At 62.7% G+C, this 21,883-nt stretch carries 20 protein-coding genes; 10 read left to right on the top strand and 10 right to left on the bottom strand.

Going from position 1 to position 21,883, the window contains the following annotated elements; all coding sequences use genetic code 11:
- Positions 1-33: 33 nt before the first annotated feature.
- Complete coding sequence (locus SKZ59_RS20875; RefSeq protein WP_034749790.1) at positions 34-834, top strand: AraC family transcriptional regulator; 801 nt, start codon at positions 34-36, stop codon at positions 832-834.
- Here the strand turns inward: SKZ59_RS20875 and fliD are convergent.
- From fliD to alr, 4 genes are all read right to left on the bottom strand, one after another.
- Entirely contained in the window at positions 831-2,216 is a 1,386-nt protein-coding gene (fliD, locus tag SKZ59_RS20880; RefSeq protein WP_072452831.1) for a flagellar filament capping protein FliD, read from the bottom strand. The two genes, SKZ59_RS20875 and fliD, sit on opposite strands and share 4 nt — an antisense overlap.
- A 231-nt stretch (positions 2,217-2,447) precedes the next feature.
- Positions 2,448-2,822, bottom strand: coding sequence for a PilZ domain-containing protein (locus SKZ59_RS20885; protein WP_307788848.1), 375 nt, complete (start codon positions 2,820-2,822; stop codon positions 2,448-2,450).
- Positions 2,823-2,897: 75 nt separating this feature from the next.
- Positions 2,898-4,274, bottom strand: coding sequence for a DNA repair protein RadA (gene radA, locus SKZ59_RS20890; RefSeq protein ID WP_034749799.1), 1,377 nt, complete (start codon positions 4,272-4,274; stop codon positions 2,898-2,900).
- Positions 4,275-4,360: 86 nt separating this feature from the next.
- Positions 4,361-5,452, bottom strand: a complete 1,092-nt coding sequence (gene alr / locus SKZ59_RS20895) for an alanine racemase (protein ID WP_319992836.1) — start codon at positions 5,450-5,452, stop codon at positions 4,361-4,363.
- A gap of 248 nt (positions 5,453-5,700) precedes the next feature.
- On the opposite strand from alr, the gene lplT reads away from it, so the two are divergent.
- The gene (gene lplT / locus SKZ59_RS20900) at positions 5,701-6,963 is read left to right on the top strand and encodes a lysophospholipid transporter LplT (protein WP_034749808.1); all 1,263 of its coding nucleotides are present in this window, start codon (positions 5,701-5,703) and stop codon (positions 6,961-6,963) included.
- Between the two features lie 75 nt (positions 6,964-7,038).
- Here lplT and SKZ59_RS20905 read toward each other — a convergent pair whose 3' ends face one another.
- The 4 genes from SKZ59_RS20905 to tsaB are packed head-to-tail and all read right to left on the bottom strand — an operon-like array spanning position 7,039 to position 10,094.
- Entirely contained in the window at positions 7,039-7,974 is a 936-nt protein-coding gene (locus SKZ59_RS20905; RefSeq protein ID WP_413774587.1) for a DUF1853 family protein, read from the bottom strand.
- Positions 7,970-8,884 carry a uracil-DNA glycosylase gene (locus SKZ59_RS20910; protein ID WP_319992838.1) on the bottom strand — a complete coding sequence of 305 codons (915 nt, stop codon included), beginning with the start codon at positions 8,882-8,884 and terminating at the stop codon, positions 7,970-7,972. The genes SKZ59_RS20905 and SKZ59_RS20910 overlap by 5 nt, the downstream gene beginning before the upstream one ends.
- Positions 8,881-9,369 carry a ribosomal protein S18-alanine N-acetyltransferase gene (gene rimI / locus SKZ59_RS20915; RefSeq protein WP_413774588.1) on the bottom strand — a complete coding sequence of 163 codons (489 nt, stop codon included), beginning with the start codon at positions 9,367-9,369 and terminating at the stop codon, positions 8,881-8,883. Before rimI ends, SKZ59_RS20910 begins: the two co-directional genes overlap by 4 nt.
- On the bottom strand, positions 9,369-10,094 hold the full coding sequence (gene tsaB, locus SKZ59_RS20920) for a tRNA (adenosine(37)-N6)-threonylcarbamoyltransferase complex dimerization subunit type 1 TsaB (protein ID WP_319992840.1): 726 nt from the start codon (positions 10,092-10,094) through the stop codon (positions 9,369-9,371). The genes rimI and tsaB overlap by 1 nt, the downstream gene beginning before the upstream one ends.
- A 186-nt stretch (positions 10,095-10,280) precedes the next feature.
- Here tsaB and dapC point away from each other — a divergent pair, with 186 nt between their 5' ends.
- The 7 genes from dapC (at position 10,281) to SKZ59_RS20955 (ending at position 18,780) form a co-directional block, all read left to right on the top strand.
- Positions 10,281-11,513 (top strand): succinyldiaminopimelate transaminase, encoded by a 1,233-nt coding sequence (gene dapC, locus SKZ59_RS20925; protein WP_219327355.1) that lies wholly within the window; start codon positions 10,281-10,283, stop codon positions 11,511-11,513.
- A 23-nt stretch (positions 11,514-11,536) separates the two neighbouring features.
- The gene (dapD, locus tag SKZ59_RS20930) at positions 11,537-12,364 is read left to right on the top strand and encodes a 2,3,4,5-tetrahydropyridine-2,6-dicarboxylate N-succinyltransferase (RefSeq protein ID WP_035820379.1); all 828 of its coding nucleotides are present in this window, start codon (positions 11,537-11,539) and stop codon (positions 12,362-12,364) included.
- A gap of 121 nt (positions 12,365-12,485) precedes the next feature.
- A complete protein-coding gene (locus tag SKZ59_RS20935) occupies positions 12,486-14,033 on the top strand; it encodes an FAD-dependent oxidoreductase (protein WP_319992841.1) in 1,548 nt (515 codons plus the stop codon).
- Positions 14,034-14,166: 133 nt separating this feature from the next.
- Positions 14,167-14,523 carry an ArsC family reductase gene (locus SKZ59_RS20940; protein ID WP_319992842.1) on the top strand — a complete coding sequence of 119 codons (357 nt, stop codon included), beginning with the start codon at positions 14,167-14,169 and terminating at the stop codon, positions 14,521-14,523.
- A gap of 46 nt (positions 14,524-14,569) precedes the next feature.
- Complete coding sequence (gene dapE, locus SKZ59_RS20945; RefSeq protein WP_034749837.1) at positions 14,570-15,706, top strand: succinyl-diaminopimelate desuccinylase; 1,137 nt, start codon at positions 14,570-14,572, stop codon at positions 15,704-15,706.
- A gap of 56 nt (positions 15,707-15,762) precedes the next feature.
- A complete protein-coding gene (gene prmB, locus SKZ59_RS20950) occupies positions 15,763-16,653 on the top strand; it encodes a 50S ribosomal protein L3 N(5)-glutamine methyltransferase (protein ID WP_319992843.1) in 891 nt (296 codons plus the stop codon).
- Between the two features lie 135 nt (positions 16,654-16,788).
- Positions 16,789-18,780 carry an ATP-binding cassette domain-containing protein gene (locus SKZ59_RS20955; protein WP_319992844.1) on the top strand — a complete coding sequence of 664 codons (1,992 nt, stop codon included), beginning with the start codon at positions 16,789-16,791 and terminating at the stop codon, positions 18,778-18,780.
- A gap of 35 nt (positions 18,781-18,815) precedes the next feature.
- Here SKZ59_RS20955 and SKZ59_RS20960 read toward each other — a convergent pair whose 3' ends face one another.
- Positions 18,816-19,298 carry a chemotaxis protein CheW gene (locus SKZ59_RS20960; RefSeq protein ID WP_072452808.1) on the bottom strand — a complete coding sequence of 161 codons (483 nt, stop codon included), beginning with the start codon at positions 19,296-19,298 and terminating at the stop codon, positions 18,816-18,818.
- A 195-nt stretch (positions 19,299-19,493) separates the two neighbouring features.
- Here SKZ59_RS20960 and arfB point away from each other — a divergent pair, with 195 nt between their 5' ends.
- The gene (gene arfB, locus SKZ59_RS20965; RefSeq protein WP_034749850.1) at positions 19,494-19,892 is read left to right on the top strand and encodes an alternative ribosome rescue aminoacyl-tRNA hydrolase ArfB; all 399 of its coding nucleotides are present in this window, start codon (positions 19,494-19,496) and stop codon (positions 19,890-19,892) included.
- Here the strand turns inward: arfB and SKZ59_RS20970 are convergent, their stop codons facing one another.
- Entirely contained in the window at positions 19,893-21,752 is a 1,860-nt protein-coding gene (locus tag SKZ59_RS20970; RefSeq protein WP_319992845.1) for a flagellar assembly protein A, read from the bottom strand.
- Between the last annotated feature and the right edge of the window lie 131 nt (positions 21,753-21,883).

Below are 21,883 nucleotides of genomic sequence, written 5' to 3' on the forward strand. Positions count from 1 at the left end.
AACGACATAATTTATCGAATTAAGGCCAAGCTGATGGGTGTACCTATCCTCCACCATACGCGCATGTGTCCGCCACGGGAAGCGCCCAGCGCGACCATCCCCGTGACCATGGTCGCGCGCGACCTGCAACCCGATGAATTTCTCTTGCCGCACAGCCATCCATGGGGCCAGGTGACCATGGCGCTCGAAGGCGTGCTGCGCATTACCGCCAACAACAGCAGCTGGGTGCTGCCGCCCATGCGCGCCATCTGGATCGCGCCCAATGTCGAGCATGCCGTCACGATCCTGGAAAAAACCCGCTTGCGCCCCCTGTGCATCCATGCCGCGCGCGCGCCGTTCGCGGGCCGCGACTGCAAGGTGCTGGAAGTGTCGAACCTGCTGCGCCAGCTGATCATGGCGCTGGAGCAATTGGACCCGGGCGAGGAACCGGCGCGCGAAGCGCTGCTGGCCGAACTGATCCTCGATGAATTGAAACGCTCGGACACGCGCCCCATCCGCGTCCCCTTGCCCAGCGACAAGCGCCTGAAAACCCTGTGCGACAGCCTGATCGAAAAACCGGGCTTGAATCAGACCCTGGAACACTGGGCGCAGCTGGTCGGCGCCTCGGAGCGTACCCTGGCGCGGCTGTTCGAACGGGAGTTGGGCATGAGTTTTGGCCAGTGGCGCCAGCAAGTGCGCCTGGCGCACGCGGCGCCCCTAATCGCGCGCGGCGTACCGTTGTCGCAAGTGGCCGAAGAACTGGGCTACGCCAGCCAGTCGGCCTTTTCCGCCATGTTCAAGAAGACTTTCGGCAGTTCGCCGTCAGCCTTCTTTGCCCAGGGCGAGCGCTCTTAAGCCATGAAGTCGAATAAAGAATTCTTGCCGGTATAACCCGGCAAGGCCGAGTTCGTACCCATCTGTTCCTGGGCCGAATAGGCTTTGATCAGCGCCTGCGCCTGGGCCGTCAGGGCCTTGGCCAGCACGGCTTTCTTGTTGGTCAGGGTGGTGATGTCCTTGCCCACTGTCTGCACTTCCTTGCGGATGATGCTCGTTTCGCCCGTCAGCTCGCCGATCTTGCTGGAGAACTGGTCGGCCACGCCCTTGCCGTTATTCGTAAACAGCTTGCTGACGGCATCCGGATCGGCCGCGATGGCGGCCTTGAGTTTTTTATCGTCGAGCACCAACTCGCCGCTTTTGCCCAAGGTCACGCCGGCGCTGCTCAGGATGGAAGCGGGCACGCCCGTGCTGGCCGTGCGCAGCACTTGCTCCATCTGCGAACGCACCTGGCCCAGGGCCGTGTCGGACTTCAAGTCGCCCTGCTGCAGGCTTTGCAGTTTGCTGTTGAGTTCATTGTAGGCCGTGACGAAGCTGGCCACGTTGGTCGCGATCTGGCTGCTGTCCTTGGCGATGACGAGGTCGGTCACACCCTTTTTCTTCAATTCGATGGTGGCGCCCTCGACAGCCGTCGTCAAGGTATTCGTGGCGCTCTTGATGTCCTTGCCATCGACGGTCAGCAACGCATCCTGCGCGGCGGCCGTCTGCTGCAGGCCCTTGCCAGAGCCGGGCGCATAGCTGAGCAAATTACTGACGGCAGCGTCGCCGGACACGCTGATGCGCATACTGCTGTCGGCGCCGCTCTTGCCATTGATGGCCAGCGAGTAGCCATCGGGGCCTTTGACGACGCTGGCGTCGACGCCCTGCTGTTTCAGGGCGGCGGCGATGCCGTCGAGGCTATTGTTGCTGCTGTCTATCGTCAGCGAAATGACCTTGCCGCTGCCGGGCGTAAATTGCTTGCCATCGGCCGTGCCCACTTCGATCTTGACCAGCGCGGGCGCGCCCGTGCCGATCGCCGCGCTCGACGATTTCTGCGCGCCGCTGAGCAAGGTCTGCCCCTGCGCCAGCTGCTTGACGTTCAGCTCATGGCTGCCGCTGGCGGCCTTGTCGGTGGTGGTGGCGCTCAGCACATCCTTGGCGCTCGACGTGGCCGACGTGGCCAGGCCGCTACCGGCCATGTTCTTGGCCACGGTCTGGAATTTCGCCAGCGCCGATTGCAGCTGGCCCAGGCCCGAAAACTTGGCCTGGTCGCGCGCCAGGCTGGCGTTGAGCTTGACGACGCCCGTGTTCTGCGACTGCATCTGGCGCTCCACCTTCGCATACACATCGGCCGAGATATTGCCCTGCGTCGTCTGCTGCGTGTTGTTGGTGTAAGCCCTGCTGTTGATGGTCGAATTAAACATGGTAGGCGTTCCCGTCGGGTGTAAGGTCATGACACGCGGTTCAGGTCTTGACCGCGTGCTGCGCTAGAAACGGACGGCAGGCGCGCGTGGCGCGGCGGCATCCCTCTTCTGGTTGATAATTATGCAGTATTACCGGAATATCAAAACAGTGAACAGAACAAGTTTTTCCTGACTGCAAACCCATATGCACCATTCTAGCGCATTTCACTTGTCACTTATCTCGTGCGCACCTCAGCGCATGAACTTCGAGATGGCGCTGCTGACAGCCATGTCCAACTGCAGGAAAGTGAGTCCCACCTTGAAACCGGCACTGCTGAAAATGCAGTGCGAGACGGACACCCGCGCCTCGATGATGTGCGCCGCGCCATCGTAAAACAGCTCGAACAGCACCTTGCCCTGCTTGCCTGTCGGCACCGGCTCAGCGATGACGGCCGCCATGCCACCGGGCCCCACATCAAGGGTGCGCGCCGCCACGGGACCCGCGCCATCGATGACCAACATTGCCTTGGCACGCAAAATCTTGCGTGCGCCCTGCCTTTGCTCTACTGACACTGTATTCCGCTTCTCTCTATGCATTGTCGATACGAATTCGCCATGCGAACTCATCGGACAAATATTATAGTTCCAAACGGAAATTATGTTTGACTTGTCTCAAGCTTGGCATTTAAGCCATACCAACTTTTACTCCAAGTCGCGGAGTTTATTGAACGCTTCGTCGATGCGCTCGACGCCGATGACCTTGAGGCCTTCGATGAGCTGTTTCGGCAAATTGGACTTGGGCACCACGGCCAAGGTAAAGCCCAGCTTGGCCGCTTCGCGCAAGCGCTCCTGGCCCCGTGGCGCGGGGCGGATTTCACCAGCCAGCCCCACCTCGCCAAACACGACCAATCCCCGTGGCAGGGGTTTGTTGCGCATCGACGAGTTAATTGCCAGCAAGACAGCCAGGTCGGCCGCCGGTTCCGTGATCTTCACGCCGCCGACGGCATTGATGAACACATCCTGGTCGAACGCGGCGATGCCCGCGTGGCGGTGCGCCACGGCCAGCAGCATGGCCAGGCGGTTCTGCTCCAGGCCGACGGACAGCCTGCGCGCATTGGGCAAGTGACTGGTGTCGACGAGGGCCTGGATTTCCACCAGCAAGGGACGCGTGCCTTCCTGCGTCACCATCACGCAGGAACCGGGCACCTGGTTGTCGTGCTGCGACAGGAACAGGGCGGACGGATTCGACACGCCTTTCAAGCCCTTTTCCGTCATGGCGAACACGCCCAGTTCGTTGACGGCGCCGAAACGGTTCTTGATGGCGCGCACGAGGCGGAAGCTGGAATGGGCGTCGCCCTCGAAATACAGCACCGTATCGACAATGTGCTCGAGCACGCGGGGACCGGCCAGCGCGCCCTCTTTCGTCACGTGGCCGACCAGAATGATGGTCACGCCCGTCTGCTTGGCCGCCCGCGTCAATTGCGCCGCGCATTCGCGCACTTGCGCCACGGAACCAGGAGCCGAGCTGAGGGCATCGGAATACACGGTCTGGATCGAATCGATCACCACCACTTCCGGCTTCAGGTCGTGCAAGGTGGACAGGATCTTTTCCAGCTGGATCTCGGCCTGCAATTTGAGTTCCTTGGCGTCGATGACGAGGCGCTTGGCGCGCAGGGCGATCTGCGCACCCGATTCCTCGCCGCTGACGTACAGCACGCGCTTGTGGTGCGACATGTTCGCCAGCGCCTGCAGCAGCAGGGTCGACTTGCCGATGCCGGGGTCGCCGCCGATCAGCACGACGCCGCCGGCCACCATGCCGCCGCCCAGCACGCGGTCGAATTCCTCGATGCCCGTGCCGAAGCGGGGCACGTCGATGGCGTCGATATCGTCAAGCGACAACACGGGCGCCGTCTGCGCCAGCGACATGTGCTGCGGATTCGAATAGCGGTTGTTGCCGCCCGTCTCGGGCAGGGTTTCCACCATGGTATTCCACTGGTTGCACGAGGTGCATTGCCCCATCCATTTGTTGCTGATGGCGCCGCAATCGCTGCAGGTATAGGTGGTCTTGACTTTTGCCATGGTGTACTTTGCCCGGGTAAGGTGAAACTGCTGTCTATATATACAGTAAATTCACAGTATATACAAACGGCGGGCCGACGTCACTGTCACGCCTCGATCACCGGAACGCGCGGCGCCAATGCGCACATCAGCTCGTAGCCGATGGTGCCGGCGGCCAGGGCCACCTCGTCGATCGGCATGCCCTGGCCCCACAAGGTGACGGCGCTGCCGACTTTTGCGCCCGGCACCTGCGTCAGATCGACCATCAGCATGTCCATCGACACCCGGCCGATGAGGCCAGTGCGCACGCCATCGACGAGCACGGGCGTGCCTTCGGGCGCGTGGCGCGGATAGCCGTCCGCATAGCCGCAGGCCACCACGCCCACCTTGATATTGCCGGCCGCTTCATAGCAGCTGCCGTAGCCCACCACTTCGCCGGCGGCGATATCCTGGATGCCGATAATCTTGCTGCGCAAGGTCATGGTGGGCAGCAAGCCGAACGCCTGCGCGGACGTGCCGCCGGGAGCCCCGCTGGGCGTGCCGCCGTACAGCATGATGCCGGGGCGCACCCAGTCACTATCGAGATGGTGCAGCAGCACGCCGGCCGAATTGCACAGGCTGCGCGGCAAGGGTACGCCTATGCTGGCCGCGCCCGCTTCGAAACGCAGCATCTGCTGGGCCAGGGGCAAGCGCGTGGGCGCCGCTTCATCGGCATTGGCGAAATGCGTCATCAGGGTGATCGTGCCGACGTGCGGGATGGCGCGCAGGCGCGCATACGCACCCGCCACGGCGCCCGGCGTAAAACCCAGGCGGTTCATGCCCGTATTCATTTTCAGGTGCACGTCGATGGCGTGCGGCAAGCACGCCGCCGCCAGCATGTCGATCTGTTCCTCGCAATGCACGCTGCCGTTCAGCTTGTGCTGCGCCATGGCAGGCAAATCGCTGGCGTCGAAAAACCCTTCGAGCAGCAAGATGGGCTTGGTCCAGCCCAGTTCGCGCAAGCGCACGGCGTAATCGACCTCGACCAGCGCCAGGCCATCGGCGTCGGCAAAGCCCCGCATGGCCCGCTCCAGGCCGTGGCCATAGGCATTTGCCTTGACGACCGCCCACACGTTGGCGCCGCGGGCGCCGGCACGGGCGCGCGCCAGATTGTGTTGCATGGCATCGAGATGGATGGTGGCGATGAGGGGCCTGGGCATAAGCGTGACACACGGCAAGTGGGAAAGCCGTATTTTACCGGATGGGCCGCAGGCGCGCGCCGCTCGCGGGGACAGGATAGGCGCGCAGGACACCATGTACAAAATGCTCACATGTATGTGTATTTTTCTACGGCAGAAAAATTAAGCTTCGCTTAGGCAAGAGGATGCAAAGCAGCCCCTTCCAAACTTGGGGTTTGCCGTTTTTTCGTGGTATAAAGCAAGCCAGATATGATTTCAGGCAATCCAGAATGAATCGTGGTTTTTATACCATCATGGCGGCGCAGTTCTTTTCCTCGCTGGCAGATAACGCCCTCTTTTTTGTCGCCGTCGATTTATTGGTGTCCATGAAATCCCCGGCGTGGATCACGCCGCTGCTCAAACTGTCGTTCGTGCTGTTTTACGTGCTGTTGGCCGCTTTTGTCGGCGCCTTCGCGGATGCACTACCGAAAGGCAAGGTCATGTTCATCGCCAACATGGTCAAGATCTTCGGCTGCGCCCTCGTCTTCTTCCACGTGCATCCGCTGCTGGCCTACGCCGTCGTCGGTTTTGGCGCTGCCGTGTATTCGCCCGCCAAGTACGGCATCCTGACGGAACTATTGCCGCCGGAAAAACTCGTGGCGGCGAATGGCTGGATCGAAGGCTTGACCGTCACCTCCATCATCCTCGGCACCGTCATGGGCGGCGCGCTCGTCAGCGGCCACGTGTCCGACATGCTGCTGTCCATCGACATTCCCCTGATCAATACGGGCATCACCAGCAAGACAGAAGCGGCCTTGTGCGTGGTAGTGGGCATTTATGCGCTGGCGACCCTGGCCAATCTGAAGATTCCCGACACGGGCTGCGTGTATGCGCACCAGGAACGCAATCCTATCAAACTGATTACCGATTTTGCCAATTGCTATTCCATCCTGTGGAAAGACAAGCTGGGCCAGATCACCCTGGCCGTAACGACCCTGTTCTGGGGCGCAGGCGCCACCTTGCAACTGATCGTGCTGGAATGGGCCAAGCAATCCTTGAACATGCCGTTCGACAAGGCAACCAGCCTGGTAGGCGTGGTCGCCATCGGCGTGGCCGCCGGCGCCGTGCTGTCTGCCCGTTTCATTCCACTACGCAAATCGCTGACCGTCATTCCTCTCGGCATCGCCATGGGCGTGATCGTCATGATGATGACGCAAGTGCACTCTGTGTGGATCGCCTACCCGCTGCTGATACTGATCGGCGCCCTGTCCGGCTTCTTCGTCGTGCCAATGAATGCCCTGCTACAACACCGCGGCCACGTGCTGATGAGCGCAGGCCACTCGATCGCCGTGCAGAACTTCAATGAAAACCTGTCGATTCTGACCATGCTGGCCGTGTATTCGATCATGATCCGCTTGCACCTGCCGCTCAACATCATCATCACCCTGTTCGGCCTGTTTGTCGCCGGCACCATGTACATGATCATGCGCAAGCACAAGCTGAACCAGGCTGAGCATGACAATCTTTCCTTGATCGGCGAACAGAAGCATTAATTAGAGTGGTGTCGGATTACGCGCTATGCGCTAATCCGACCTACATGATTCCGGCGTTACGGCTGTGGTTCATGCTTACGCGGGTAGCGCGCCGGTTATCCGCCGCGCGGCAGCCTGCTCCATCCAGTCATGGGGCACGACAAAACCGCGCGTGCACTCCACTTCCCAGCCTTCGACATTGTCCACCGTGGCCACCAGCACCGGTTGCGCCAGATCAAACAAGCGCGCCTGCAAGACGTCGACATCGAGCACTTCCACGTCGCGCCCCTTGAACGGCGCCAGCCATTGCAATCGCGGCAACACGACATAGCGCTGCTGCGGCAATTGCATTGGCGTGCACCAGAAGCCGTGTCCGTGCCCTGGGGAAATACCGTCCATGGCGGGCGTGGCGCCTGCCGCATAGAACAGCCATCCCTTGACCAGCGCCTGCGCCGCGCGCACTGGGTGCGCCAGCAGGCTTTGCGCGGCAGGATGGCGGGACAAGGCCAATTGCTTGTCGAGAATCTTGCGCATCTTCAAGCCCAAAGTATCGGCCAGGTTGGGGCCGATCAAGTGGTTGAACACGCCGGGATCGGGCGCGCCTTCCAGCAGGTAGAACTTGGTGGCGAATTCCCAGTGCAACAGCTCATTCCCGTCACGCAGCAGGAAATCGAACTCGCCCACCGTGTCGTTGCGGTTGACCTGCACTTGCAAGCCATGCGCAGCCAGCAATCCATGCTGCTCAAAATAAAAGGCCAGCAGCTTTTCAGCGTACAGGCCCAGGCGGGAATAGAATTTCGGCCCCAGCGCCGCATCGAGCGGCGACGGGTCATCCTGCAGCGCCGCCAGCCACGTCGCCACGGCAGGCGTGACGGGTGCGAGGCTGGCGATGCGCCCGCCCCAATGGGGACTGGCCGGGTCCAGCAAGTCGGGCGAGTCGAGCAGCCAGGCCAGCGCACGCACGCGGGGGTGCGTCAGATGGCCCCAGCGGCGCTCGAAGCGGGCCTGGAAGGTGCCGACGTCCGTCTCAATCACCGTGCGTGCTTTTCGCCAGGCACAGGTCGGCCCAGGCGCGCGCCTTGGTCTTGCCCGTCCCGTCCTGCAGCAGCATTTCCGGATGGAAGGTGGCCACGACGGACGCATTGCCCAGCTGGCGCACCTTGCCGCGCACGGGCTTTTCGCCGGGATTGATGCCGGCGGCGGCCATCGAACCGAGGGTGACGATGGTGCGCGGCTGCAGCAGGGCCAGTTCGCGGTCGAAATACGGGCGGCAGGCGGCGGACTCCGATTCAGTGGGCAGGCGTTCCTGGCCCGCCTCGTCGAGCGGACGGCATTTCAGCAAGTGCGTGATGTACACATCGCTGCCCGCATCGATATCGATAGCCTTGAGCATATTGTCGAGCAGCTTGCCCTGTTCGCCCGGCAAGGCGCGCCCTTCCCGTTCTTCCAGGCGCGAGGGGCTGCTGGCCAGCATCAGCCAAGCACCCTGGCGGTCGCCACGGCCCATGACGACGCCCTTGCGCGTCTTGCACAGGTCGCAGCGCGCACACTTGGCCACGGCCGCCGTCAAGCCATCCCAGTCGAGGGCGGCAATGTCTGCATCGCTCAGCTGTCTGGCGGGCGGCGGTGGCGGCGCATCGTCGAACCAGGCCGTGTCGTCCGGCTCGGCAGCGGGAACTGGCGTCGCAGCAACGGCGACAGGTGCTTCGGCCTGCACCTCGACCTTCGCCTCGGCAGCCACCTCGACGACGATTTCGGCGACCACCTCGGCGACCACTGCGGTCACGGCGTCAAAGGCTTCGGCCACGGGTGGCGCCACGGCCGCTTCCATCTCCACGGGCGCTTCGACGACGGCGTCAACGGTCTCGGGCGCAACGCCCTGGCGCAGGTGCCACAGTGGGCCGACGCCCATTTCATCGAGGAAAACGGCGCTGCGGCTCATAAGGTATAACGCATCACGATGGCGTCCTCACGTTGCGAATTGGCGGCAGGATAATATCCCTTGCGCCGCCCGATCTGTTCAAATCCATAGCGCTGGTAGATATCGAGCGCGCGCACGTTCGACGGGCGCACTTCCAGCAGCATCGATTCCATGCCCAGCTGGCGCGCGCAGGCGCAGGACTGGTTCAGCAGGAAACGCCCCAGCCCCTGACCCTGGATGGCGCCCTCGACGGCCACGTTCAGCAAATGCGCTTCATCGACGACCAGCATCAGCAAGAAGTAGCCGAGCAAGGTGCCATCCACGTCGCGCAAGATCCAGGCAGGGTAGCCGCTCTTGAGGGAGTCGACAAAGTTGCCGTGCGTCCAGGGATGCGGATACACGCGCTGTTCCAGCGCCAGCACTTCGACCAGGTCCGCTTCCTGCATCGGTTGATAGTCAAGGCGCAGCAAGTCCCAGCCTGCCGCGCTGTCCTTGCCCGCTTCCATCATTGCGCCGACTCCGCAGCGGCCTTGGCGGCCTGCATGTCGAGACGCTCGGCACTTGTGTAAGCGATCTTGTTGCGCAAGTACAAAGGCTGCGCCTCGGCCGCCGTCACGAACTGACCGGCCGCAAAGGCGATGCGCGCCAGCTGCGCCACTTGCACGGCGTGCGGCATGATGGCCGCGTCGGCAGCGGCGGCGCATGGCAGCGCGGCCAATGCGTCGGCATAGGCGCTAAAACCGTTGCCGCAGCCGGTGACGTCGCCTTGCGGCGCCACGCCGGCCGGCGCGCTCAGGGCCGGCGGCAACACGGCCTGCAAGCCATCCTGGTAATCATATTGCGCCCAGTACACTTCGCCCATGCGGGCGTCGAGCACGGTCACGATGCGCTGCGCGCCATGCTGCTGGTGGCACGCGAGCGCCATGGCGTCGAGCGTGACGACAGGCACGACGGGCAGATTGGCGCCGTAGGCCAGGCCTTGCGCGATGCCGCAAGCCGTGCGCACGCCCGTAAACGAGCCGGGGCCGGAGCCGTAGGCGATGGCGTCGACGTCCGCCAGGGTCACGCCAGCCTCGGCCAGCAATTCCTGCACCATCGGCAGGATGGACTGGGAATGGGTACGCACGCCCGACGAGGCGCGGGACAGGACGACATCGCCGCGCAGCAAGGCGCAGGAGGCGAGTTCGGACGACGTTTCAATAGCAAGTAAGGTGGGAAGTAAGGTAGACATAGCGTATTTTACCTTGCCAGGCCCGGGAACGGCATGCCGTGCAGGTCAACAACAGCCCACTTGCACAGCCCGTGCGCGAGGACGGCTATAATAAAAGGCTAAGCTGATTGCTTGACCGGCGTCATTGCGCCATGCCCGGCAATCCATACGCGACACTATCACCCCACTCTTGCCCTGGTCCGTTCCGTGAATCCACTTCTTGCTAAACTGCAACCATACCCGTTTGAAAAGCTGCGCCAGCTGTTTGCCGGCGTAACGGTCAACCCCGAATATGCGCCCATCAGCCTGGGCATGGGCGAACCCAAGCACCCGACGCCAGCCTTCATCGAGCAGGCATTGACCGACAATATCCATGGCCTGGCCAGCTATCCGACCACCATCGGTTCGGAAGCCTTGCGCACCGCCATCGCCGGCTGGCTGGAGCGCCGCTACGGCATCCCCAAGCTCAATCCTGCCACGCAAATCCTGCCCGTGAACGGTTCACGCGAAGCGCTGTTTGCGCTGGCGCAAACGGTGATCGATCCATCGGCCGGTTCGCTCGTGATCAGCCCGAACCCGTTTTACCAGATCTATGAAGGCGCGGCCTACCTGGCCGGCGCGGAACCATATTTCGTCAATTCCGACCCGGCGCGCAATTTCGGCTGCGACTACGACAGCGTGCCCGCGTCCGTGTGGGAAAAGGTCAAGCTGCTGTTCCTGTGCTCGCCCGGCAACCCGACGGGCGCCGTGCTCACCCTGACGGACTGGGAACACCTGTTCGCCCTGTCCGAGCGCTATGATTTCGTCATCGCCGCCGACGAGTGCTATTCCGAGATTTACCACGGCGACACGCCACCGCTGGGCGCGCTGCAGGCGGCCAACATGCTGGGCCTGTCCACCATCGAGCGCCCATACGCGCGCCTGGTGGTGTTTTCCAGCCTGTCGAAGCGCTCGAACGTGCCGGGCATGCGCTCGGGCTTTGTCGCCGGCGACGCGGAAGTACTGAAAAAATTCCTGCTCTACCGAACCTACCACGGCGGCGCCATGAGCCCCGCCGTGCAGGCGGCCTCCGTCGCGGCCTGGAACGACGAAACCCATGTCGAGGAAAATCGCGCCAAGTACCGCGCCAAGTTCGACGCCATCACGCCGCTGCTGCAATCGGTGATGGACGTGCAATTGCCGGACGCCGGCTTCTACCTGTGGGCCGACGTCAGCCGCACGGGACTGTCCGACACGCAATTCGCGCAACGCCTGTACGCCGAATATAATGTGACGGTATTGCCTGGCAGTTACCTGGCGCGCGACGCGCACGGCATCAATCCGGGCCGCAACCGCATCCGCATGGCCCTCGTGGCCGAAACGGCCGAAGGGCTGGAAGCCGCACTGCGCATAGTAAAATTCTGCCAGCAGCTTTCCGCATCCGCATCAACCACGCATTAACCCTACATAAACAAGACATCATCATGAGCCAACAACTGCAAACCATCATCGACCAGGCCTGGGAAAACCGCGCCGAGATCAATCCAGGCAACGGCACGGCCGAACTGCGCGACGCCGTCTCCCACGTCATCAATGGCCTGGACAACGGCAGCATCCGCGTGGCCGAAAAAACCACGGGCGACTGGGTGGTCAACCAGTGGGTCAAGAAAGCCGTGCTGCTGTCGTTCCGCCTGGAAGACAACGTCGTCCTGCCGTCCGATGGCACGATGCAGTTCTACGACAAGGTTCCGACCAAGTTCGCCAACTACACCAAGGAAGACTTCGTCAAAGGCGGTTTCCGCGTCGTGCCGCCAGCCGTCGCCCGCCGCGGCAGCTTCATCGCCAAGAACGTCGTGCTGATGCCGTCCTACGTCAACATCGGCGCCTACGTCGATGAAGGCGCCATGGTCGACACCTGGGCCACCGTCGGCTCCTGCGCCCAGATCGGCAAGAACGTCCACCTGTCCGGCGGCGTCGGCATCGGCGGCGTGCTGGAACCTATGCAAGCGAACCCGACCATCATCGAAGACAACTGCTTCATCGGCGCCCGTTCGGAAATCGTCGAAGGCGTGATCGTCGAAGAAAACTCGGTCATCTCGATGGGCGTCTACATCGGCCAGTCGACCAAGATCTACGACCGCGCCACGGGCGAAGTGACCTACGGCCGCGTGCCAGCCGGCTCCGTCGTGGTCTCGGGCAACCTGCCTTCGGAAGATGGCAAGTACTCGCTGTACTGCGCCGTCATCGTCAAGCGCGTGGATGCAAAAACCCGCGCCAAGACCGGTATCAACGAACTGCTGCGCGGCATTTAATTACCGCACTGCGAAGTATCGGTAACACTTGAATGTCCCGCCCCGGCGGGACATTTTCATTTCCTACTGGCAACTTCAATCGTCGCGCAGCCATCGCCCATCCTGTCCTATACTGGATGGCATGAATACACCTCCCGTCCTGATCGTCGGCGCCGGTCCTACCGGTCTCATGCTGGCCTTGCGCCTGGCGCGCCATGGCGTCGATTGCCGCATCATCGACAAGAACAGCGGTCCGGGCCAGGCGTCGCGGGCCATGGCCGTGCATGCGCGCACCTTGGAGTTTTACCAGCAGCTGGGCTTTGCCGATGAACTGGTCAGCCTCGGTATCAAGATCAATGCCATGCACATCCACGAAGGCGGCGAGGAGTTGGTGAAACTGGCGCTGGGCGAGATCGGCGAAGGCTTGAGCCCCTATCCTTTCGTACTGAGCTTGCCTCAGGACGAGCATGAACGCTTTCTGATCAGCAAGCTGGCGGCGGCCGGCGTGCACGTGGAATGGAACGTCGCGCTGGACCTGTGGACGCAGGACGATAGCGAAGTGCAAGCCATCGTGCTCAAGGACGGCGAACGCCAATATTGCACGTTTAACTACATTTGCGGCTGCGACGGCGCCCGCAGCAAAGTGCGCGAGATCGCCGGTTTCGAGTTCTCCGGCGGCACCTATGACCACCTGTATTACGTGGCCGACGCGCAAGTGGCGGGCAAGAACACGGATTTGCACGCCCACCTGGGCGCGAACTCGTTTACGCTGATGCTGCCCGTGCGCACCAGCGGCATGCAGCGCCTGATCGGCATCCTGCCCGACCGCCCCGATGGCGCGCCGGCGCCCGTCTTCGATGACGTGCGGGAACAGGTGCAAACCCTGCTGGGCATCGAGGTCGAGCACGTGAACTGGTTTTCCACGTATAAAGTCCATCACCGGGTGGCGGCGCAGTTTCGCGAGCGGCGCTGCTTCATCCTCGGCGACGCGGCCCATTTGCACAGCCCCGTGGGCGGCCAAGGCATGAACACGGGCCTGGGCGACGCCGTCAACCTGGCGTGGAAGCTGGCGCAAAAGCTGCGCGGACAAAGCAACGACGCCCTGCTCGACACCTATGAAAGCGAGCGCATCGTGTTTGCCCGCAAGCTCGTCGCCACCACCGACCGCGCCTTCCAGGCCATCGTCGCGCAAGGCATGGCCGGGCAATTCCTGCGCCGCTGGCTGGTGCCGCATGCGCTGCCCTTCCTCTCGGGCTTCGGGCGGGCGCGCCGTTTGCTGTTCAAAACAGTGTCGCAGATCCAGATCAGCTATGAAGACAGCGCCCTGTCCGCAGGCCACGCGGAATACCTGCGCGGCGGTGACCGCCTGCCATGGTTTTCCGACGGCACGCAAGACAACTTTATCGCCCTGCGCAGCATGGATTGGCAATTGCACATCTATGGCGAAGCGGCGCCCGAATTGCTGGACGAAGCACGCGTGCTGAAACTGCCCGTACATTGCTACACCTATAACGTGGCCGCCAAGCTGGCGGGCCTGGGCCGCGACGCGGCCTACCTCGTGCGCCCCGATGGCCACATCGCGCTGGCCCTGCACCTGCAGGAAAGCGGCGCCCTGCGCGCCCTCGCCTTGCGGCTGGGCCTGCATTTCGGTCCGGCCGAATCGGGCAAGGCGGCGCCACGGCCTGTGTAGGGAAAATCACCGGGCCGTGTTGCACTGCCGCATTGACTGCGCATCAACTGTATAATGGCGGCGACCATCGCATTTTTCCCTGGCGCAAGCGCCGCGATCAAGCGAACCGCATTCATTCCCCTTAGCCCTACCCATGACGACCATTACACTCTACGGTATCCCCAACTGCGATACCGTCAAAAAGGCCCGCACCTGGCTGGCCGCGCAGCAACTCGATTTCACCTTCCACGACTTCAAGAAGCAGGGCCTGGAACGCGCGACAGTCGCAGCGTGGCTGCAGCAATTGCCATGGGATGTGCTGGTCAACAAGAAAGGCACGACCTGGCGCGCCCTGTCCGACGAGCGCAAGGCGTCCACCGTCGATGCGGCCAGCGCTCTGGAGCTGATGCTGGAAAACCCGTCCATCATCAAGCGCCCCGTGCTGGACAAGGATGGCCAGTTCAGCGTGGCGTTTTCGGATGCGCAGTACAAGACCATTTTCTCGCTGTAACCCTCTAGTTGACCACCGGAACGAAGTTGCCGGCACGACCTTACCCATGACCACCTCCAAAACCCTCGCCCTGACCGAAAAACTGATCGCCCTGTCCTCGGTCACGCCCGACGACAAGGGCTGCCAGCAGCACCTGATCGACATCCTCACGCCGCTGGGCTTTGTCTGCGAGACGATACAGTCGAACGACGTCACCAATCTGTGGGCACGCCGTGGCACGACTTCTCCCGTGTTCGTCTTTGCCGGCCATACGGACGTGGTGCCGACCGGCCCAGTCGAGCAATGGCGCTCGCTGCCCTTCATTCCCACCCACCGCGACGGCAAGCTATACGGCCGTGGCGCGGCCGACATGAAGACATCGATCGCCGCCATGGTGGTCGCTTGCGAGGAATTCATCGCCGCCACGCCCGAGCATACGGGTTCGATCGCCTTTCTGATCACCAGCGACGAGGAAGGCCCGGCCACGGATGGCACCGTCATCGTGTGCAACAAATTGAAGGAACGGGGCGAGCAAATCGACTATTGCCTGGTGGGTGAGCCGACGTCGAGCGCGCAGCTGGGCGACATGATCAAGAACGGCCGCCGCGGTTCGCTGTCGGGCCGTTTGACGATCAAGGGCGTGCAAGGCCATATCGCCTACCCGCACCTGGCGAAAAACCCGATCCACGAAGCGGCGCAGGCGCTAGCCGACCTGGTCGAAGAGAAATGGGACGCGGGCAACGAGTATTACCTGCCGACCTCGTGGCAAATGTCCAATATCAACGCGGGTACGGGCGCCAACAACGTGATTCCCGGCGACATGGTGATCGACTTTAACTTCCGCTTTTCCACGGCCAGCACGGCGGAAAATCTGCAGGAACGGGTGCACGCCATCCTCGACAAGCATGATTTGCAATACGATTTGCAATGGACCCTGAGCGGCCTGCCCTTCCTCACGCCGCGCGGCACTTTGAGCGATGCGCTGTCGTCCGCGATCCTCGAAGAAACGGGCCTCACGACGGAGCTGTCGACCACCGGCGGCACCTCGGATGGCCGGTTTATCGCGCAAATCTGCCCCCAAGTGATAGAATTCGGGCCGCCCAATGCCAGTATTCACAAGATCGACGAGCACATCGAACTGCGCCACATCGATCCCCTGAAGAATATTTACCGGCGCACGCTGGAGCATTTGCTGCCCGTCTGAACCAGAATACCGAGGCCCGTCACGGCGGGCCAGAACACCGTCTTTTCGAGAATGCCATGACCCCGAACCCGTTTTCCACGCCACGCGACCTGCTGCGCTACGCCGTTACCCGTTTTAATACCGCCAAGCTGTTTTTCGGCCACGGCAGCGCCGAAGCGTTCGACGAAGCGGCCTATCTGATCCTGCACACCTTGAAGTTGCCGCTCGATAAGCTCGAACCTTTCCTCGACGCCAAACTGCTGCCGTCGGAAGTGGCCAGCGTGATGAGCGTCATCGACCGCCGCAGCATCGACCGCGTGCCGGCCGCCTACATCACCAAGGAAGGCTGGCTGGGCACCTACAATTTCTACGTCGACGAGCGCGTGATCGTGCCCCGTTCCTTCATCGCCGAGCTGATCCCTGAATACTTTTCGCCATGGGTGGCGGAACCGGAAGCCGTGGAAAACATCCTGGAACTGTGCACCGGTTCGGGCTGCCTGTCCATCATGATGGCCGACGCCTTCCCGAACGCCACGGTCGATGCCGTGGATATTTCCGTCGACGCGCTGGCCGTGGCCAAGCGCAACGTCGACACGTACAAGCTGCAGGACCGCGTCACCCTGATCGAATCGGACCTGTACGCGAACGTGCCGGCCAAGAAATATGACTTGATCATCAGCAACCCGCCGTACGTGAATTCCGCGTCGATGGGCGCCCTGCCCCAGGAATACCTGGCCGAACCGCAAATCGCCCTCGACGGCGGCAGCGACGGCATGGACCTGGTACGCAAGATCATCGCCGGCGCGGCCGAGCGCCTGACGGACGACGGCATCCTGATGATTGAAATCGGCAACGAGCGCGCATACGCGGAAGCGGCCTTCGGCGAGCTGGGCCTGACCTGGCTGACGACGAGCGCCGGCGACGACATGGTATTCCTGCTGACGGCCGAGCAGCTGAAGCTGGGTTGATCGACTTGGTAGGTCGGATTAGCCCGAAGGGCGTAATCCGACGGGCACGGCGCCACTTGTCGGATTACGCTACGCTAATCCGACCTACCTGAATTTTACGGCGAGGGTTAAACCCCAGCCTTTACAAAGAAAAAAATGATACGTTTCCTACAAGTAAGCCTGATGCGCGGCATCAAACCGTTGCTCGAACAAGTCGACGTCACCCTCAATCCGGGCGACAAGATCGGCCTGATCGGCGCCAATGGCGCGGGCAAATCGAGCCTGTTCGCCATGATGCGTGGCGAATTGCACCCTGACCAGGGCGAGATCGATTTCCCGGCCAAATGGCGCGTGGCTTACGTGGCGCAGGAAACGCCGCCGCTGGACCGTGCCGCGCTCGACTACGCGATCGATGGCGACATCACCCTGCGCAAACTGGAAGCGGAACTGACGCGCCTGGAATCGGAACCGGTCACGTCGGAAAACGGCATCGCCATCGGCGAAATCTACAGCGCGCTGGCCGATGCCGACGCGTACACCGTGCAGTCGCGCGGCGAGCAATTGCTGCTGGGCCTGGGCTTTACCCTGGACCAGATGCAGCAACCGGTGGCCAGTTTCTCGGGCGGCTGGCGCATGCGCTTGAACCTGGCGCAAGCGCTGATGTGCCCGTCCGACCTGCTGCTGCTCGATGAACCGACCAATCACTTGGATCTGGACGCCATCATCTGGCTGGAAGACTGGCTCAAGCGCTACGCCGGCACCTTGCTGATCATTTCCCATGACCGCGACTTCCTCGATGAAGTCGTCAACGTCGTCGTGCATATCGACGAACGCAAGCTGAAACGCTATTCGGGCAACTATTCGAGCTTCGAGCGTCAACGCGCGGCGCAGATGATCCTGGCCGCCGGCGCGCTGGAAAAGCAGCAGCGCAAGCGTGCCCACCTGGAATCGTTCGTGAACCGCTTCAAGGCGCAAGCGTCGAAAGCCCGCCAGGCGCAAAGCCGCATGAAGGCGCTGGCGAAGATGGAAGAACTGGCGCCACTGCGCGCCGCCGCCGAATTCTCGTTCGAATTCCGCGAGCCGCTGAGCGCGCCGAACCCGCTGCTGGTGATGGAAGACGTCGATGCAGGCTACAAGATCGAGAACGAAGCGACGGGCGAGATCACGCATAAAACCATCGTCAACGGCATCAAGTTTTCGCTGCAGATCGGCCAGCGTATCGGCTTGCTGGGCCAGAACGGCGCCGGCAAATCGACCCTGATCAAGACCATCGCCGGCGAACTGATGCCGTTGACGGGCGACGCCACCATGGGCAAGGGCCTCAACATCGGCTACTTCGCCCAGCACCAGGTGGAAATGCTGCGCCACGACGAATCGCCGCTGTGGCATCTGTCGAAGATCGCCCCGACCGTGCGCGAGCAGGAACTGCGCAACTTCCTGGGCGGCTTCAACTTCCCCGGCAACATGGTCACCGCCTCGATCGCGCCGTTCTCGGGCGGCGAAAAAGCCCGTCTGGCGCTGGCCCTGATCGTCTGGCAGCGTCCTAACCTGCTGCTGCTCGATGAACCGACCAATCACTTGGATCTGGAAACGCGCGAAGCGCTGACGGAAGCGCTGGCCCAGTTCGAAGGCACCCTGGTCGTCGTGTCTCATGATCGCCATTTGCTGCGCGCCACCACGGACGAATTCATCATCGTTGCCGACGGCAAGCTGCAACCGTTCGACGGCGATCTCGATGACTACAAGGACTGGCTGTTCAAGACCAAGCTGGGCAAAGGCACGGACGTGCTGCCGGCCGCAGGCAAGGCCAACAAGACCGATTTCCCCGTGGTCTCGCCCGTCGTTGCCGCAGCAGCCCCTGCCGCGCCCGTGCGCGACAAGCGCAAGGAAGCGGAAGAGCGCCAGAAAGCCGCCGCTTTGCGCAAGCCGATCGAAAACAAGATCAAGCGCCAGGAAGAGCAGATCGCCAAGCGCAATGCGCAAAAGGCGGAAACCGATGCCAAGCTGGGCGAACCGACCATCTATGACGCGGCCAACAAGGCGAAATTGAAGCAACTGCTGGCCGACCAGACCTTCTTCACCAAGGATCTGGCGCAGCTGGAAGCGGAATGGCTCGATCTGCAGGATCAGTTGGAAAAGCTCGGCTAACACCAAACACAAAGACGACCCCAGGGTCGTCTTTTTTATGCCGCCTGCATGGGGCTGGGGCTGCGGATCGCCATCAGGCGGTCGATGTCGACGAGGATCAATCGGCGCCCCGCCACCGTGCCCAGGCCCAGCAGGTAATCGGCTTCCGCCTCGCCCAGGCCGGGCACGGCGGCGATGTCGCCGGGTGCCAGGCTGACGATATCGGTGACGCCATCGACCACCATGCCCATCACGCCATTGCTCAGCTGCAGGATGATCACGTCGGTGGCCGGATCGGGCGCACCGTGGGCACTGCCGAACGCGGCGCGCATGTCGACGATGGGGATGATCACGCCGCGCGAGACGGCCACGCTGTGCAGCACTTCCCCTTCCGAGGAAAAACGGTCGAGCTCCTTGAGGGGGCGCAATTCCCGCACGCAGCGGTAGTCGAGGCCGTATTCAAGGCCGCCCAGCCGGAAGCTCAGGTACTGCGTCAGGGATTGCGCGGTTGCGGCGCCAGGCGTGATCGTGGGCTGCATGGTGTTCCTTTCATCCGGTAAGCGCTGCCAGGATGCGCAGTGGCGCAACGTTGGCCCCATGCTAACCAGCATCGCCGCACGCGGCGTTGAGAAACATCAACTTTCCCGGAAGACATCATCGGCTGGCCGCCCGGCATTGCGCCGGCGCAGCCATCTTCCCTTACAATACCCACATCATTCCCCCACAGGCAGGCCATGCAACACCTCGTCAATCCCGCTGAAGTTGAATTTTCCGCCATCCGCGCCCAGGGCCCGGGCGGGCAGAACGTCAACAAGGTGTCCAGCGCCATCCATTTGCGCTTTCCGATCGCCGCCTCGTCGCTGCCGGAAGCGTACAAGGAACGGCTGCTGGCCCTGCGCGACAGCCGCATCAGCAAGGATGGCGTGCTGGTGCTCAAGGCGCAGCAATCGCGCAGCCAGGAGCAGAACAAGGAAGAAGCGTTGCGGCGCTTGCAGGAAATCATCGACAGCGTGACCTTCCTGCCCGCCGTGCGCCGCGCCACCAAGCCCACGCGCAGCTCGCAGCGGCGCCGCCTCGACAGCAAGAGCACGCACAGCGTGCTCAAGCAATCACGCGGCAAGGTCACGGACTGATTACGGCGGCGGCTGATAGGTCCAGTCCAGGCTGCCCGTGCTGTCCGCGAATACGGGCTGCGTGGCCGGCGTAGCGCTGCGCAGCAAGGCCTTGATTTCCTTCGGCGGCCGGTCGTAGACCTTGGCCGGCCCGGGCGGCACGACCAGGGTGCGTACCGTCGTCTCGCCATCGACCAGGCCCAGGCTGCAGCGCGACTGGCCCGCCGTCGCTTGCCGCTCCTGGCGTACTTGTTCCACCAGCGCCAGCATCTGCGCGTGCAGGATTTCCGACTGTTTCACCTCCACGCGCAGCCGCGCGACCTCTTTCAGGACGGGAGCGATGCGCGCGGCCAGCTTGTCGTACTGCAGCTGTTGCGCTGGCTGCAGTTGCAATTCGCCGCGCCGCAGCTGGCCCGCCAGGGTCAGGTAATTGCGCACCTCGGGCAATTGCGCGATGGCATCGATTTCCTGCTGGCGCTTGTGCTGCACCTGCAGGTAGTGCGCCGCCTTCGCCTGGCTTTCCGCAATCTTTTGCTCCAGCGCACTCAGGTCGGGCACGAGGGGAAACAGCAGCATCTCCACCTGCTTGCGGGGACCGGCGCTGCCGATGCGAATGGTGCGCGCCGCCACGGCGCAGCCTTCGGCCAGTTCGATGACGACCTCGTCGGCGATGATCTCGCAATTGCTGGCGCTGTCGATCACCACGCGCGTGCCGGCGATGACGCAGCTTTCCGCACGCTTCACGTGTACTTCGCCGCTCAGCGCCTGCAGCACGGAACCGGAAGCGACGCCCTCGACGCGCACGTCGCCATGCGCATTGAAGGCCGTGCCACCCACCAGGTTACGGTGCAATAAGATCAGCCCGCCATGCGAGTGCAGATGGCCATACACGTCGCCATGGATGGTGATGTCGCTGCCATCGAGCTGGCGCTGCTCCTGCACTTCGCCGTACTCCTCGTAGGCGGCGCGCAGCTTCAGATTGCCCGTGGTGCGGCTGCTGACGCCTTCGCGGCTGACGATCTTGTTTTCGATCGCCATCTTGCCGTGCTCATCGACATTCACATAGCCATCCTGGGTGGCAACGAGGAAATTGCCATCGCTGAAATGCTCGACCGCCGTGCCTGGCCCCGCCACTGTGGCCAGGTCCAGTTCCTGCGGCGCGGGCGGCGGCAGCGCCTTGCCGGCCAGGTCGTAGCCAGGCAAGCCGGGCGTACCGGGCAGCAGACGCAGCAGGCGCGCGTGTTTTTTCACTTGCGGAAAGCGGTTCTTGAAGCTGAGCAAATCCAGGCGGCCATCGGAGCGTTCGCGCGGCGCATCGTCGCGGTGGATGCCTTGCGACACTTCAACGAACTGGGCGTCCCGGCCCGGCTGCGGCGGCAGTACCTGCGCCACCGTGATGCGCTCGGCCTTGCCGCTGGCAAGCATGGCGCGCACGGCCACGCTATCGATACCGTAGTGCACGCCCTTGCACCACAGATCGGCCACCAGCTCGTCAAACTCGCGGCGCGCCGCCACCTGGCCATCCGCGTCCGCAAGCAAGGTTTCAAAGTAAAACTCGGCGCTGTCGCCACGGATCTTGACCTGTTGGTACAGCGCGCGGCGCGGAGGCGGGAACGGCGCCACGCGCACGGCGATGCGCAGCAAGGCATCGCCCTTGGGCGCGGCACGGGGGACAGGGGCGTGAAACAGGGTCAGCAGGAACAAACCGTAATCGAGGCCGGCCAGCAACTGGCCCGACTGGAACAGCTGGTCGACGGCGGCGCGCAGCTGCGCCGGCGCCAGCGACAGGTCCAGGAACACGCCCTCGTCGCGTTGGACCAGACCATGCGGCAAGCCACCTGCGGGGGCCGCATCCGGAACCGGTGTGTCGTCGTCGCTCACCACTTGCCTCCCCCAGCAACAATGTCAGAGAATTACCTCATTGCGTTAGAACAATATCACGGGGCGGGGCCGTGTGCCTGGCTCGGCAATAATGTTGGCGGCCAAATGCAGACAGGGCCATGTCTTGCGAG

It is taken from the genome of Janthinobacterium sp. GMG2 (assembly GCF_033949445.1).
GTDB lineage: Bacteria > Pseudomonadota > Gammaproteobacteria > Burkholderiales > Burkholderiaceae_D > Janthinobacterium > Janthinobacterium aestuarii.

Coding starts and splice junctions, on each gene's coding strand:
- SKZ59_RS20875 (WP_034749790.1), top strand. CDS start 34: ATGGGTGTACCTATCCTCCACCATACGCGCATGTGTCCGCCACGGGAA.
- fliD (WP_072452831.1), bottom strand. CDS start 2,216: ATGTTTAATTCGACCATCAACAGCAGGGCTTACACCAACAACACGCAG.
- SKZ59_RS20885 (WP_307788848.1), bottom strand. CDS start 2,822: ATGAGTTCGCATGGCGAATTCGTATCGACAATGCATAGAGAGAAGCGG.
- radA (WP_034749799.1), bottom strand. CDS start 4,274: ATGGCAAAAGTCAAGACCACCTATACCTGCAGCGATTGCGGCGCCATC.
- alr (WP_319992836.1), bottom strand. CDS start 5,452: ATGCCCAGGCCCCTCATCGCCACCATCCATCTCGATGCCATGCAACAC.
- lplT (WP_034749808.1), top strand. CDS start 5,701: ATGAATCGTGGTTTTTATACCATCATGGCGGCGCAGTTCTTTTCCTCG.
- SKZ59_RS20910 (WP_319992838.1), bottom strand. CDS start 8,884: ATGAGCCGCAGCGCCGTTTTCCTCGATGAAATGGGCGTCGGCCCACTG.
- rimI (WP_413774588.1), bottom strand. CDS start 9,369: ATGGAAGCGGGCAAGGACAGCGCGGCAGGCTGGGACTTGCTGCGCCTT.
- tsaB (WP_319992840.1), bottom strand. CDS start 10,094: ATGTCTACCTTACTTCCCACCTTACTTGCTATTGAAACGTCGTCCGAA.
- dapD (WP_035820379.1), top strand. CDS start 11,537: ATGAGCCAACAACTGCAAACCATCATCGACCAGGCCTGGGAAAACCGC.
- SKZ59_RS20935 (WP_319992841.1), top strand. CDS start 12,486: ATGAATACACCTCCCGTCCTGATCGTCGGCGCCGGTCCTACCGGTCTC.
- SKZ59_RS20940 (WP_319992842.1), top strand. CDS start 14,167: ATGACGACCATTACACTCTACGGTATCCCCAACTGCGATACCGTCAAA.
- dapE (WP_034749837.1), top strand. CDS start 14,570: ATGACCACCTCCAAAACCCTCGCCCTGACCGAAAAACTGATCGCCCTG.
- prmB (WP_319992843.1), top strand. CDS start 15,763: ATGACCCCGAACCCGTTTTCCACGCCACGCGACCTGCTGCGCTACGCC.
- SKZ59_RS20955 (WP_319992844.1), top strand. CDS start 16,789: ATGATACGTTTCCTACAAGTAAGCCTGATGCGCGGCATCAAACCGTTG.
- SKZ59_RS20960 (WP_072452808.1), bottom strand. CDS start 19,298: ATGCAGCCCACGATCACGCCTGGCGCCGCAACCGCGCAATCCCTGACG.
- arfB (WP_034749850.1), top strand. CDS start 19,494: ATGCAACACCTCGTCAATCCCGCTGAAGTTGAATTTTCCGCCATCCGC.